The 14227-nt window shown below is 70.0% G+C and carries 14 protein-coding genes; 13 read left to right on the top strand and 1 reads right to left on the bottom strand.

Annotated elements, in window-relative coordinates:
- Positions 1 to 167: 167 nt before the first annotated feature.
- The 13 genes from ABT122_RS22160 to ABT122_RS22100 all read left to right on the top strand — a co-directional run bounded on the left by ABT122_RS22160 (position 168) and on the right by ABT122_RS22100 (position 10205).
- Positions 168 to 458, top strand: a complete 291-nt coding sequence (locus tag ABT122_RS22160) for a hypothetical protein (protein WP_351554822.1) — start codon at positions 168 to 170, stop codon at positions 456 to 458.
- A gap of 65 nt (positions 459 to 523) precedes the next feature.
- Positions 524 to 847, top strand: a complete 324-nt coding sequence (locus ABT122_RS22155; protein ID WP_351554819.1) for a hypothetical protein — start codon at positions 524 to 526, stop codon at positions 845 to 847.
- 77 nt (positions 848 to 924) lie between these two features.
- Positions 925 to 1851 carry a hypothetical protein gene (locus ABT122_RS22150; protein WP_351554816.1) on the top strand — a complete coding sequence of 309 codons (927 nt, stop codon included), beginning with the start codon at positions 925 to 927 and terminating at the stop codon, positions 1849 to 1851.
- Positions 1852 to 1859: 8 nt separating this feature from the next.
- Positions 1860 to 3050 carry a phage tail protein gene (locus tag ABT122_RS22145; RefSeq protein ID WP_351554813.1) on the top strand — a complete coding sequence of 397 codons (1191 nt, stop codon included), beginning with the start codon at positions 1860 to 1862 and terminating at the stop codon, positions 3048 to 3050.
- Positions 3047 to 4324, top strand: a complete 1278-nt coding sequence (locus ABT122_RS22140) for a phage tail family protein (RefSeq protein WP_351554810.1) — start codon at positions 3047 to 3049, stop codon at positions 4322 to 4324. Before ABT122_RS22145 ends, ABT122_RS22140 begins: the two co-directional genes overlap by 4 nt.
- Positions 4325 to 4517: 193 nt before the next feature.
- Positions 4518 to 5432 (top strand): phage distal tail protein, encoded by a 915-nt coding sequence (locus tag ABT122_RS22135; RefSeq protein ID WP_351554807.1) that lies wholly within the window; start codon positions 4518 to 4520, stop codon positions 5430 to 5432.
- Between the two features lie 22 nt (positions 5433 to 5454).
- Entirely contained in the window at positions 5455 to 6621 is a 1167-nt protein-coding gene (locus tag ABT122_RS22130) for an H-type lectin domain-containing protein (RefSeq protein WP_351554804.1), read from the top strand.
- On the top strand, positions 6618 to 7724 hold the full coding sequence (locus tag ABT122_RS22125) for a hypothetical protein (protein ID WP_351554801.1): 1107 nt from the start codon (positions 6618 to 6620) through the stop codon (positions 7722 to 7724). Before ABT122_RS22130 ends, ABT122_RS22125 begins: the two co-directional genes overlap by 4 nt.
- Positions 7724 to 8449: a hypothetical protein gene (locus ABT122_RS22120; RefSeq protein ID WP_351554798.1), complete on the top strand. Its 726-nt coding sequence runs from the start codon at positions 7724 to 7726 to the stop codon at positions 8447 to 8449. The genes ABT122_RS22125 and ABT122_RS22120 overlap by 1 nt, the downstream gene beginning before the upstream one ends.
- 28 nt (positions 8450 to 8477) lie before the next feature.
- Entirely contained in the window at positions 8478 to 8624 is a 147-nt protein-coding gene (locus ABT122_RS22115) for a hypothetical protein (protein WP_351554795.1), read from the top strand.
- Positions 8625 to 8640: 16 nt separating this feature from the next.
- The gene (locus ABT122_RS22110) at positions 8641 to 9609 is read left to right on the top strand and encodes a peptidoglycan-binding protein (RefSeq protein ID WP_351554792.1); all 969 of its coding nucleotides are present in this window, start codon (positions 8641 to 8643) and stop codon (positions 9607 to 9609) included.
- 97 nt (positions 9610 to 9706) lie between these two features.
- A complete protein-coding gene (locus ABT122_RS22105) occupies positions 9707 to 9946 on the top strand; it encodes a hypothetical protein (protein ID WP_351554790.1) in 240 nt (79 codons plus the stop codon).
- Positions 9933 to 10205: a hypothetical protein gene (locus tag ABT122_RS22100; RefSeq protein ID WP_351554787.1), complete on the top strand. Its 273-nt coding sequence runs from the start codon at positions 9933 to 9935 to the stop codon at positions 10203 to 10205. The genes ABT122_RS22105 and ABT122_RS22100 overlap by 14 nt, the downstream gene beginning before the upstream one ends.
- A gap of 82 nt (positions 10206 to 10287) precedes the next feature.
- Here the strand turns inward: ABT122_RS22100 and ABT122_RS22095 are convergent, their stop codons facing one another.
- On the bottom strand, positions 10288 to 14187 hold the full coding sequence (locus ABT122_RS22095; RefSeq protein WP_351554784.1) for a DNA-directed RNA polymerase subunit beta': 3900 nt from the start codon (positions 14185 to 14187) through the stop codon (positions 10288 to 10290).
- Positions 14188 to 14227: the final 40 nt, after the last annotated feature.

The raw sequence follows: 14227 nt of genomic DNA, 5'->3' as shown, positions 1-14227 counted from the left end.
CTCCGGGGGTGGCCCCGGGGGCGGGGGGGGGCGGGTGCCCTCTTCCGTGTTCACGCCGGGGCTTCACTGCCACCCCCGTAACCCCGCCCCGGCGGGGGCCCCCCCCCCCCCCCGGCCCCCCCCCGCCCCCGCCCGCTCCCCCGCTACCACCACCTGGAGGCACACCCATGGCCCGCTTCGACGTCAACGCCGCTCGCGCCCAGCGCCTGGAGGCCGTCGGCACGACCTGGTCGTTCGACCTGGACAAGGACACCTTCGAACTGCCCACCGAGCTGAGCCGCGCGACCGCGAGGGCGCTGCGCGAGCTGGACGACAACGATGTGGACGGGCTGCTGTCGCTGCTCATGGGCGAGAAGCAGTTCGCGCGCTTCGAGAAGCACGACATCACCATGCAGGACATCGCGGCGATCCTGGACGCCTACGGCAAGGAGACCGGGCTCGGCCTGGGGGAAGACTGAGCCTCGTCGAGTTCACCGATGAACACGCCGAGGCCCTCGAAGCCGATCTGCTGCGCCACTACGGCGTGGACCTCCTCGACTGGCACCGCGGCCGGCTGTCCTCCCGCCGGCTGTCGGTGCTGATCGAGCACCTGCCGCGGGACAGCTCGGTGAACCGCGCGCTGCACGGGGAGGCGGCGGAGTGGTCGGTGACCGATCACTTGCTGGCGGCGGTGGTGGATCATCTGGCCGCCGCGAACTGGCTCTTCACCAGCGTCCACTCCGACGACCCGCCCGACCCCCCGGACCCGGTCCCGAGGCCGGGCTCCGCCCCCTCCGAAGAGCCCGGGGCCGACCCGGACTCCCCGCCCGCGAGCGCGGACCTGGCCCGTTTCTTCGGTATGGGCTGACCGCCGGCCGGCGGGGCTCGCAGGCAGGTCCGCCGCCCCGGAGAGGCTCGGCCACAGAGCCCCAGTGAGGTGCACCCATGGCACGAGACATCAAGGCAATCGACGAAGCCCTGGTCAAGGTCGAGAAGGAGCTGAAGGAGGGAAAGGATGAAACCCGCTCGACGGTAACCAGGCTGAAAAATTCCGAGACCCATGTGGCGGAGATCTCCAAGTCTTTTGCGAGGAGATCCGAAACAGTCATCGAAGAAATCGCCAAGACCAAGGCGTACATGACTGACACCAAGGTCTCCATAGCCCGGACCGAAGCACTCATCACCGAGACCAAGGTCGGCATTGCCCTCACCGATGCGGACATCACCCAAACCAAAGCAGACATCGCCCTCACCGAGGTCAGCATATCCAAGACCAAAGCGGATATCGCCCTCACCGAGGTTGACATATCAAGGACCGACGCCAGAATCACCCAGACCTACGCGGAATGGAGCCACAGCAAGACTCAGTACAACACCGCCCTGGTGGGACTGGGTGGCACTCTCGCCCTCCTGACCGCAACAATCGCCCTCTTCAAGGTGGACGAAAAAGGCATCACCATTCTGGGCGCCACTCGGGAGTGGGGCGGTCCGCTCGGAAGGCTGTGGAAGAGAGCTCTGGACAAGGTCGAGGAGAAGTGGGCCTCAAAAGCCCAGAAAAGGAAGCGCCGACGCGACGCCTGGGTCGCTGATCAAATCGATAAAGCAGTCCTGCACTACAACATGCAGCTCGGACTTCTCACCGACCGCAATTGGGCAAGGGAGATCAATAAGATCCGAGGAGCTTCGGAGGCCCTCAGAAACGCACAGGGAAGATCGCAACAGCAGCAGGTGGCCAATGCACCCGTCAATAGATCGGGAACCACCCGAGTCATTCAGGGAGTCGACCATGCGCAGCCTCAGGCCCGAGGCGTCGCCGCCGATGTCAGAGTCCTGCGCGACACCCTGAACCAGCTCATCACCATCCTTGCCTAAGGAGTCCCATGACCCTCGCCTCAGCCGCAGGGCGGGCCTCCGGCTCCCTGCGCAATCTCAAAACCCAGGCCGACACCGCCGCCACCTCCACCCAGAGCGTCGGCCGCGCCGCCACCACTGGAAAGACCGGGCTCGACAAGCTCCGCTCCTCCGCGCAGTCCTCCGCCCGGGAACTCAAAACCCTTCAGCAGAACGCCGACCGCGCCGAGAAGTCCGTCGCCAGGGCCGGCCGGGCCGGGCAGACCGGTGGCACCCAGATCGGGAAGTTCAAGGGCGGCGCCGACAACGCCGCCAAGGGGATGAACGGCCTCAACACCTCCATGAAGGGCAATATCATCGCCCGGCTCCTGGAGCTGTTCGCCCCGCTCATCGAGAAGGTCGTCAGCATGGCGACCCAGTCGAAGACCATGCAGAAGGTGCTCAAAACCGCCTTCGACGCGGTCAAGAAGGTCATCGAGACCGTCATCAAGGCCATCGGCCCGATCATGAAGGGCATCGGCACGCTCTTCAAGAACGTCTGGAACGGCATCAAGAAGGCGGTCTCCACCGTCGTCGACGCCGTCTCCAAGGTCGTCTCGAAGACCTTCAACGGCATCAAGAAGGTCATCTCCGGCGTCATGGACACCGTCAAGTCCGTGATCTCCAAGGTGTGGGGCGGGATCAAGAAGATCATCAACCCGGTCATCGACTGGGTCCGCAAGGACATCCCCAAGGCGTTCACCCACGTCAAGGAGAAGCTCTCCTCCATCTGGAGCGGCCTCAAGACCATCGCGTCCAAGGCGTTCGACGCCGTCAAGGGCGCGGTCAGGACCCCGATCAACGGCGTCATCGACCTGATCAACTCCGCGATCGGCAAGCTCAACGGCATCAAGGTGAAGATCCCCGGCTGGGTCCCGGGCGTCGGCGGGAAGACCTTCGGGGTCAGCCTCCCGCGGATTCCCCGGCTCGCCGAGGGCGGCGTCGTCACCCCCCGTACCGGCGGTGTCCCGGCGATCATCGCGGAGGCCGGCGAGGCCGAGGCCGTGCTCCCGCTCTCCAAGCTGGACCGGCTGCTGCGGCACACCGCCGCCCGCTCCCGGGCCCGGACCGTCGCCACCGGTACCGCCGGATTCCATATCGAGCACTACTACGCCGCCCCCTCCACCGATGTGAGGGACACGGCGAAGGCCCTGATGTTCCTCGCGAAGGCGCGCGGATGAGCGCCCTCGCCCTGCGTCCGGTCGACCCGGTGCGGGATCTGCTCGCCGGGATGGTCCGGCCGCTGAACCAGATCCGCGACCAGGTGAAACAGGCGGCCCAGGGCGCCCGGTCGGCGGTGAACGGCATCCGTACGGCCTCCGGGAGCGTGGAGCGGATCAAGAGCGCGGCCGACTCCGCCCGGGGCACGGTCAGCGGGCTGCGGGCCGGGGCCACCGCCTCCGTACGCCCGGTCGGTGCAGTCGGCACCAGCGCCACCAGGGCCGCGCCCGGGCTCCGTACCCAGGGGCGCTCGGCCAGGTCGTCCAGCGGCGCTGCGGCGGCGCTGGCCGGCGGGCTGGGCGGTCTCGTCTCCATCACCGAACTGCTCGGCGCGGCGGGCGTCACCATCGGCCCGCTGATGACCGTGCTCGGCGGCGGCCTGATGGTCGGGGCCGTCGCCGTCACCGGCATCAACGTCGCCATGCGGGCCAACCCGATCGGCTTTGTCGTCGGGCTGCTGGTGCCGATCATCGCCTATCTCATCGAGCTGGCCGTCAACTCCGAGACCGGGCAGCGGATCATCAAGCAGGTCTTCGACCACGCGCTGAGGATCGTCAAGCAGATCGCCTCCCACCTCCTCCCGGTGGTCAGGATCTACGGGACTCTCGTCGCCACGGCGTTCGGCGTCGTCCGCGGCGTCCTGACCGGCGATGTGAGCGGCATCGGCCGGAACATCGGCAAGGCCTTCCCCGCCGTCCGCGACGGTGTCCGGAAGGCGACCGACGCGGTGAGCGGGATCATCCGGCGCGCCTGGGACGGGCTGAAGGGCGCGGTCAGGCCGGTGGTCGACTGGATCACCAAGGACATCCCGTCCGCCTTCACCCGGGTGAAGAAGGCCACCACCGACACCCTCGGCGGCATCGGCCAGTTCGTCACCACCGGACTCCAGGCCATCGTCTCGGTGCTCAAGGGCCCGATCGAGGGACTGATCTCCTTCGCCAACTGGGTCATCGACGGGCTCAACAGCCTCAGCTTCAACATCCTCGGCAAGAAGTTCGGCATCCACTTCGACAAGATCCCGATGCTCGCCGAGGGCGGTGTGGTGATGCCGCCCAGCGGCTCACGGCCCGGCTCGGTCACCCCGCTGGGCGCCGTCGGCGCACTGCGCGCCGCCGAGCGCGGCAGCCGGGTGCCGGAGCCGCGCCGGGTGCGGCTCGAAACCTTCCGGGAGCCGGCCGGAAGCAGCGCGTACGCGGTCGCCGAGGATCTCCTCTTCCTCGCCCGCGCCGCCTGAGCCCGCGCGCCGTGCCCCGCGCGCGCCGTGCCGCATGGCGCGCGCCCACGGCACGTGCCGCGTGCCCCGTGCCCGCCTCGTGCCCCGCGCCCCGCGCCCCGTGCCCGCCTCGTGCCCCGCGCCCCGTGCGCGCGCCGCGCCGTGAGCCCGCGCCCCACGGCTCGTACCGCCCCCGCCCGAGAAAGGCGACCCCATGACCGACACCACCTCACCACCCGGCTCACTGATCGGCCTCGACGGCCAGATCCAGTGGGCCGGACTGCTGCTCGGCCCCGGCACCCCCTTCCAGATCGACCGGGAAGGCCTCACCGGCTGGGCCGACCTCCCCGCCCTCGACACCTCCGACGCCGACCGGCCCACCGCCCACGGCGCCTGGCCCGGCGCCCGCTGGGCCAGGCCCCGGTCCGTCTCCGCCGGGATCTGGCTGCTGCCGGAGGCCGGCGCCGGCGCCGCGCCCGGCGCCCCGGCGGACCTGCTCGACACCTTCATCCGCGCCTTCGGCACCGGCTCCGTCGACAGTGAACAGTGGCTGGCCGTACGGCTGCACGGCCGTACCACCGCCGTCCGCGCCCGGGTCACCCAGCGCACCGTCCCCACCGACCGGCGTTTCGCGACCGGCGGTGCCACCAGGGTCTCCGTCCAGTGGACCGCGACCGATCCGCGCCGCTACGAGCCCGAGGCCCGGACGGTCTCGCTGGGGCTCCCCCGCCGGGGCAGCGGCACGACCTATCCGTTCACCTACCCGGTGGACTACGGAACCCCCAGCTCCGGCGGCTCGGGCTCCGCCGTCAACAGCGGGACGACGGAGACCTGCCCGGTGGTCGAGTTCACCGGCCCGGTGCGGCGGCCCCATCTGCTCAACCACACCACCGGGCGCTCCCTGGAGTACGACATCGTCCTCGGCCCCGGTGAACGGCTGACCGTCGACACCCGCGAGGGCACGGTGCTGATCGGGCCGCGCGCCTCGCGGCTCCACACGGCCACGGCCGTCAGCAGCCCGGAGCAGTCCTTCGTCCTCCCGCCCGGTGAGAACCGGCTCGACTTCCGCGCCCTGGACGGCGACCCCATCACATCCGCCCAGCTCACCTGGCGCGCGGCCCACCTCTGACAGCTCTGAGGAGAAGAAGACCATGACCGTACGTGTTGGACGACTCACCAGCGGAATGACCCCCGAGGACCACCGGCTGGCCGCCTCCACCGCCATGGCACCGGCGGGCGCCCTCGCCACCACCGGCGGCTGCCTGCCGGGCGGCCTCGACCTGGCCCCGGTCCCCGGCTCGGCCCTCCAGGCGACGCTGTCGGCGGGCCGGCTGTGGGTGCAGGGCACGAGCGGAGCGGCGCAGGGCGGATACTCCGTCACCATCGACGCCCCGGTGTCGCTGACCTTCGGCGCGGGACACGCGACCTACAGCAGGATCGACTCCGTGGTCGTCAGGGTCGCCGACCCGTCCCACGACAGCACGGTGACCGTCTTCGGCGGCGAGGTCCTGGTCGTCCAGGGCTCCGCGGTCGGCACCCCCACACCCCCCACGCTCCCTCCCAACAGCCAGAAGCTGTACGACGTCGTGGTGGGGAAGGAGAGCGTCGGACTGGACTGGGTCACGGGGGTCCTGGACCGGCGCCGCTACACCGCCGCGCTCGGCGGCATCGTGCCGCCCGGCTCGGGTGTCGCCTTCAGCGGCAGCCACAACGGGCAGTACCGGGACAACGACGGCGTACTGGAGCGGTGGAACGGCACCGTCTGGGAGCCGATCCTGCGGCTCGGCAACAACGGCCAGATCCAACTCGGCGACGCCCATGTCTACCGCGAGGCCGGCCCGATCGTGTCCACCAACTCCATTCTGCGCACCTACCGGCAGCCGACCGCGAACGCCTACTCCTCCCGGGTCCCGGGTGAGAGCTTCTCCCGGATCATGATCAGCGGTGACGGCACCGTCAACTGGGGAGGCGGCACCGGGAACCTGGAGACCTTTCTGCAGCGCTCCGCGCCCGGTGTCCTGAAGACCAACGGCGACCTGGTGGTCCGCTCCCACAAGGCGCACTACGGCGAGAGCGGAACCACGTACGTCAGCTTCACCACCGGCCGGCAGCACACGGTGACCGTCACCTTCGGAACGCCCTTCGCCACCGCGCCGAAGGTCTTCACCAACATCGACTCGGGCCACGCGGCGGCCGAGCTCTGGAGCAGCCGCGCCCACACCGTCACGACCACCGGCTTCCGGCTCTACGTCTACAACCCGAGCGGTTCCTGGTCGTGGTCGAACATGCCCATCTCCTGGTCGGCCTTCGCCGCATGACCGCGGTCAGCCCCTACCGCGCGCTCTTCTGCGATCTGCGCACCGACCGCCCCATCGACATCCTCCCCCTGCGGGATGTGACGATCGACGACTACATCGGCCGCCCCGGCTCCCTCTCCGGAACCCTGCCCGTGCCCAACGCCGAGCTGGCCGACCGGGTCCGGCAGATCGAGGAGGGCAGGACCGCCGTCTATCTGGAGCGCGACGGCGATCTGTGGTGGGGCGGCATCGTGTGGACCACCACCCTCAGCGCCGACGAGAAAGGCGGGCTCTCGCTCGCCGTCCAGGCCGCGACCTTCGACTCCTACGCCGCCCGGCGCCGTATCCGGGCCGATCTCGCCTATCTCCAGCAGGACCAGCTGGAGATCGCCCGGAGGCTCTGGCAGCACATCCAGTCCCGCCAGGGCGGGAGCATCGGTGTCAGCTTCGGCACCGAACTGTCCGGTGTGCCGCGCGACATGACATGGCGGGACGGCGACGAGACCCCGCTGGACGAGGCGGTCAAGCAGCTCGCCGAGGCGGAGAACGGCTTCGAGCACCACATCTCCGTCCACCGCGACCCGGTCACCGGCGACCGGGTGAAGCTGCTGCGGCTCGGCCACCCCAAGCTGCGCACCGGCTCCACCGATCTCGTGCTGGACCGGCCGGGGGCGGTGCTGCGCTACTCCTTCCCCCGGGACGCGACCCGGGGCGGCAGCACCGCCCGGACCCGGGGCGCCGCCGCCAACAGCGACCAGAGCCAGGAGAGCCGGCCCGCGCTGTCCCGGGAGCATGTCGCCCAGGACCTGATCGACAACGGGTACCCGCGCGTGGACCTCTCCTCGGACCACTCGTCCGTCACCTCCGTGAAGGCGCTGGACTCCCTGGCCGCGGCGCAGCTCGCCGAGGCCAGGGGGGCCGTGGTCATCCCCGAGGTGACCGTCCGGCTCGACGACCGCGACCTGGTGCCCCCGATGCTCCTGGGCCGCACCGTGCGGCTGCGGATCACCGACGAATGGCACCCGGACGGGCTCGACGCCCGCTTCCGGATCATCGGGATCAAGGTCGCCCCGCCCCAGCGCGGACGCCCGGAGACCGCCGAACTGTTTCTGGAGGCCGGCTGATGACCGCTCTGCCCGAGGACCTCATCGATCTGATCCGGGAGCTCCAGCGCAAGGTGCAGCGGCTCTCCACCGCCGTCGCCGCCCGCCCCGCGCTCAACGAGATCACCAACGGGGACGTCACCATCAGCGGCGGCGGCAGTCTGCTGGTGACCAAGCCCGACAAGGGTGTCCTGCTGCACATCGGCGCCATCGGGGCCGTCGGGGAGAACCCCCGGGAACAGGGCGTACGCGTCCTCCGCGCGGACGGGTCGCTCGCCCTGACCGTCTCGGGGAAGCCCACCCAGGCCGTGAACATCTGGGACCGCTTCAACAAGGTCGTCCTCGCCGACGACACCCGGTCGGGCGGCCTCGCCCGCCCCTACATCCCCATCCCCCTCTACCCGTCCCCGATCAGGATCACCTCCACCACCTGGACCCGGGTGCTCCAGGGGGGCATGTACCTCCAGCAGCCGAGGATCGCGGTCGGCGTGTGGGTCCAGGCCGACGCCGGCACCACGGTCGAGGCCAGGGTCCGCTACCTCACCGCGGACGGCACGGCCGTGGAGATCGGCGACAGTGTCGCGGCGACGGGGACCACGGTGCCCGCCGGATTCGCCCAGGAGGTCTCCGCCCCGCACGGCCAGGCCTCCTACACCTGGAGCAACCTCTATGTCGAGGGCCGGGTGGTGGCCGGGACCGGTGGAGGCGCCGTGGGCGTGATCCACGCCGAGGGCCGCCAGTCCTGACCTCCCGTACCCGAGAAGGAGCCCCCGCGTGTCCAACGACGTGATCGTCTCCCCCGGCGGCGAGCTGCTGCTCCCGCCGGCCCCCGAACCGAACATCCCCCCTCCGGGCCCGCCTTCCGAACCCCCGGCCCAGCCGCCCAGCGAGCCCCATGCCGCCCCGCCCCCGCCCGTCTGACGGAAGGACGACCTCCATGGCCACCCCCCTCACCCCCGCCCGGCTGCTCGCCGCGCTCCGGGCCGAGGGTGTGACCGTCGTCGAGCACGGCGGCTGGCGCACCCACCACCGCAACCACGCCGGCGCCTGGGGTCCCGTGAACGGGGTGATGATCCACCACACCGTCACCCGGGGCACCGACTCCTCCGTACGGCTCTGCTACGACGGGTACGCCGCGCTGCCCGGGCCGCTCTGCCACGGGGTGATCGCCAAGGACGGCACCGTCCATCTCGTCGGCGCCGGGCGCGCCAACCACGCCGGCGGGGGCGACCCCGCCGTCCTCGCGGCGGTGATCGCCGAGGAGTACGGCGACCGGCCGCCCGCCCCGGCGGAACACCAGGGCAGCGCGGGAGCCGTCGACGGCAACGCCCGCTTCTACGGCTTCGAGTGCGTCAACCTGGGCGACGGCGCCGACCCCTGGCCCGCCGCCCAGCTCGACGCCGCCGAGCGGGCGTCGGCCGCGCTCTGCCGGGCCCACGGCTGGGGCGCCAGGAGCGTCATCGGGCACCGGGAGTGGTCCGACCGGAAGGTCGACCCGCGCGGATTCACCATGCCGGAGCTGCGCCGGCGGATAGCCGGGCGGCTCGGCGGGCCGCCGGCGCAGGAGAAGCCCCCCGCGCAGGAGAGACCTCCCGCGCAGGAGAACCCGGAGCCGGGGAAACCGGAGCCGGGGAAACCGGGGAAGCCTCGTCTCCAGCCCTTCCCCGGGGCGGGCTTCTTCACCGCCCGGACCAGCTCCCCCGTGATCACCGCGATGGGGCGGCGGCTGGTCGCCGAGGGGTGCTCCGCCTACACCTCGGGCCCCGGCCCGCGCTGGAGCGAGGCCGACCGGCGCTCCTACGCGAAGTGGCAGCGGAAGCTGGGCTTCCGGGGCGCCGACGCGGACGGGCTGCCGGGCCACGCCTCCTGGACCGCCCTGAGGGTCCCGTACACCGGGAAGCGCTGAGGGACCGCCGGGAGGCGCCGGGAGCACCCGGGAGCACCCGGGAGCACTGACGCCACCGCAACCCACCAACCCCCGCCGACCAGAGGAGACCGGAGAAGTGTCCGAAGCCGCCAAGCGCACGGCGCGCACCGTCCTCCAGAGCGCCATCGGCATCGCCGTCGCGCTCCCCGCGATCGTGGACGCCTCCGGGCTGCCGGCCGCCCTGCCCTGGGTGGCCGGAGCCCTGGCCGTGGCCGCCGCGGTGACCAGGGTGATGGCCCTGGACTCCGTACAGCGGCTGCTGCCGTCCTGGCTCCGCGGCGAACCGTCCACAGGAGCCGCCGATGGCCGAGTCTGAGCCGAAGAGCGCCCCCGTCACCGTCACCGTCGCCGTGGAGCTGGAACGGCTGCACGGCACGCTGGAGGCCGGGTTCGCCCGGGTCGACGGCTCGCTCGCGCTGCTGGTGCAGCGGAGCGACCAGACCGACAAACACCTCGCGGACATGGAGTCCCGCATCGACGCGCTGGAGCGCGCCCGCTGGCCGCTGGCCAGTATCGCCGCGCTCACCGCCAGTGTCGGGCTGATGCTCGCCGTCTGGGAGCTGGCCGGGCGCTGACTCCCCCGGCCTCTGTCCGATACGCCGAAAGGGCGGTCACCCCGATACGGGGTGACCGCCCTTTCGCTGTTGTCGCTACCGCTTACTGGTTGTACGGACCGTAGTCGTAGTCCTCCAGCGGGACGGCCTGGCCGGAGCCGGTGCCGAACGGCGAGTAGTCGATGTCGTCGTAGCCGACGGCCGAGTACATCGCGGCCTTGGCCTCCTCGGTGGGCTCCACCCGGATGTTGCGGTAGCGGGACAGACCCGTACCGGCCGGGATGAGCTTACCGATGATGACGTTCTCCTTGAGGCCGATCAGGGAGTCCGACTTGGCGTTGATCGCCGCGTCGGTCAGAACCCTGGTCGTCTCCTGGAAGGACGCCGCCGACAGCCACGACTCGGTGGCGAGCGAGGCCTTGGTGATACCCATCAGCTGCGGACGGCCGGAGGCGGGGTGTCCGCCCTCGGTGACCACACGACGGTTCTCGGTCTCGAACTTCGAGCGCTCCACCAGCTCGCCCGGCAGCAGCTCCGCGTCACCGGACTCGATGATCGTCACCCGGCGCAGCATCTGCCGGATGATGATCTCGATGTGCTTGTCGTGGATCGACACACCCTGCGAGTTGTAGACCCGCTGGACCTCGCCGACCAGGTGGACCTGGACGGCCCGCTGGCCGAGGATGCGCAGCACGTCGTGCGGGTTGGTCGCACCGTAGGTGAGCTTCTGGCCCACCTGCACGTGGTCGCCCTCGTGGACCATGACCTTGGCGCGCTTCGAGATCGGGTAAGCGGTCTCGTCGCTGCCGTCGTCGGGGGTGACGACGATCTTCTTGGTCTTCTCGGTCTCCTCGATCCGGACGCGGCCGGCCGCCTCCGAGATCGGGGCGACACCCTTGGGCGTACGGGCCTCGAACAGCTCGACGACACGCGGCAGACCCTGGGTGATGTCGTCACCGGCCACACCACCGGTGTGGAAGGTACGCATCGTCAGCTGGGTGCCGGGCTCACCGATGGACTGGGCGGCGATGATGCCGACCGCCTCACCGATGTCGACGAGCTTGCCGGTGGCCAGCGAGCGGCCGTAGCAGTAGGCACAGGTGCCGACCGCGGACTCACAGGTCAGGACCGAGCGGGTCTTGACCTCCTCGACACCGGCCGCGACGAGCGCGTCGATGAGCACATCACCGAGGTCGACATTGGCCGGCGCGATGACCTTGCCGTCGACCACGACGTCCTCGGCGAGCATCCGTGCGTACACGGAGGTCTCGACGTCGTCCGTCTTGCGCAGAACGCCCTCGGCGCTCTTCTCGGCGATCCGCAGCTTGAGGCCGCGGTCGGTGCCGCAGTCCTCCTCGCGGATGATGACGTCCTGCGAGACATCCACCAGACGACGGGTCAGGTAACCCGAGTCGGCGGTGCGCAGGGCGGTGTCCGCCAGACCCTTTCGGGCACCGTGCGTGGAGATGAAGTACTCCAGCACGGACAGGCCCTCACGGAAGGACGCCTTGATGGGACGGGGGATCGTCTCGTTCTTGGCGTTGGACACCAGACCACGCATACCGGCGATCTGACGCATCTGCATCATGTTTCCACGAGCACCCGAGTCCACCATCATGAAGATGGGGTTGGTCTTCGGGAAGTTCGCGTTCATCGCCTCGGCGACCTCGTTGGTCGCGCGGGTCCACGTCTCGATGAGCTCGTTCGTGCGCTCCTGCTTGGTGATCAGGCCGCGCTCGTACTGCTTCTGGATCTTCTCGTCCGCCGCCTCGTACTGCGCGACGATCGCCTTCTTCGCCTCCGGGACGACCACGTCCGAGATGGCGACGGTGACGCCGGAGCGGGTGGCCCAGTAGAAGCCCGAGGCCTTCAGGTTGTCGAGCGTCGCCGCCACGATGACCTTGGGGTAGCGCTCGGCGAGGTCGTTGACGATCTCCGAGAGCTGCTTCTTGCCGACCGAGTAGTCGACGAAGGGGTAGTCCTCGGGCAGCAGCTCGTTGAAGAGCGCGCGGCCCAGGGTGGTGCGCAGGCGGAAGCTGTCCCCCTGCTGCCACTCGGGCTCGCCCTCTTCGCGGACCGGCGGGGTCCAGCCGCGCGGCGGGATGGTGCCCACCGGGAAGCGGATGTCGACCTTCGCCTGGAGCGACAGCTCGCGGGCGTCGAAGGCCATGATGGCCTCGGCGGTGGAGCCGAAGGACCGGCCCTCGCCCTTGACCTCGCGCTCCTCCTCGTCCGTGGTGAGGAAGAAGAGGCCCAGCACCATGTCCTGGGTCGGCATGGTGACGGGACGGCCGTCGGCCGGCTTCAGGATGTTGTTCGAGGACAGCATCAGGATGCGGGCCTCGGCCTGCGCCTCCGCGGAGAGCGGCAGGTGGACGGCCATCTGGTCACCGTCGAAGTCCGCGTTGAACGCGGTGCAGACGAGCGGGTGGATCTGGATGGCCTTGCCCTCGACGAGCTGCGGCTCGAAGGCCTGGATGCCCAGGCGGTGCAGGGTGGGCGCACGGTTCAGCAGAACCGGGTGCTCGGCGATGACCTCTTCGAGGACGTCGTAGACGACCGTGCGGCCGCGCTCGACCATCCGCTTGGCGCTCTTGATGTTCTGCGCGTGGTTCAGGTCGACCAGGCGCTTCATCACGAACGGCTTGAAGAGCTCCAGCGCCATGGCCTTGGGCAGACCGCACTGGTGCAGCTTCAGCTGCGGGCCGACGACGATGACGGAACGGGCCGAGTAGTCGACTCGCTTGCCGAGGAGGTTCTGACGGAACCGGCCCTGCTTGCCCTTGAGCATGTCGCTCAGGGACTTCAGGGGACGGTTGCCGGGGCCCGTGACCGGGCGGCCGCGGCGGCCGTTGTCGAACAGCGCGTCGACGGCCTCCTGGAGCATCCGCTTCTCGTTGTTCACGATGATCTCGGGGGCACCGAGGTCGAGCAGACGCTTCAGCCGGTTGTTCCGGTTGATCACCCGGCGGTACAGGTCGTTCAGGTCGGAGGTCGCGAAGCGGCCACCGTCGAGCTGCACCATCGGACGGAGGTCCGGCGGGATGACCGGCACGCAGTCCAGCACCATGCCCTTGGGGCTGTTGCTGGTCTGGAGGAACGCGGAGACGACCTTGAGGCGCTTGAGCGCACGGGTCTTCTTCTGGCCCTTGCCGGTACGGATGATCTCGCGGAGGCGCTCGGCCTCCTCGTCGAGGTCGAAGGACTCCAGGCGCTTCTGGAGCGCGGCGGCGCCCATCGAACCGTCGAAGTAGGTGCCGAAGCGGTCGCGCAGCTCGCGGTAGAGCAGCTCGTCGCCCTCCAGGTCCTGGACCTTGAGGTTCTTGAAGCGGTTCCACACCTCGTCGAGGCGGTCGATCTCGCGCTGGGCGCGGTCGCGGAGCTGCTTCATCTCGCGCTCGGCGCCCTCGCGCACCTTGCGGCGCACATCGGCCTTGGCGCCCTCGGCCTCCAGCTCGGCCAGGTCGGTCTCGAGCTTCTTGGCGCGGGCCTCGAGGTCGGCGTCGCGGCGGTTCTCGACCTGCTGGCGCTCGACGGAGACATGCGCCTCCAGCGAGGGCAGGTCGCGGGTGCGGCGCTCCTCGTCGACGAACGTGATCATGTACGCGGCGAAGTAGATGACCTTCTCAAGGTCCTTCGGCGCGAGGTCCAGCAGGTAGCCGAGGCGCGACGGCACGCCCTTGAAGTACCAGATGTGGGTGACGGGGGCGGCCAGCTCAATGTGGCCCATCCGCTCACGGCGCACCTTGGCGCGGGTGACCTCGACGCCACAGCGCTCGCAGATGATGCCCTTGAAGCGGACACGCTTGTACTTGCCGCAGTAGCACTCCCAGTCCCGGGTGGGGCCGAAGATCTTCTCGCAGAAGAGTCCGTCCTTCTCGGGCTTGAGCGTGCGGTAGTTGATCGTCTCGGGCTTCTTGACCTCGCCGTGGGACCACTGGCGAATGTCGTCAGCGGTGGCCAGGCCGATCCGAAGCTCGTCGAAGAAGTTGACGTCGAGCACTATGCGTCAATCCCTCTCAGGGTTGTGTCTCAAGGTGGTC

Source organism: Streptomyces sp. NPDC001985 (genome assembly GCF_040296845.1).
Taxonomy (GTDB): Bacteria; Actinomycetota; Actinomycetes; order Streptomycetales; family Streptomycetaceae; genus Streptomyces.
Note: the sequence above shows the minus strand (reverse complement) of the source record. Positions and strands in the feature narration are given on the sequence as shown.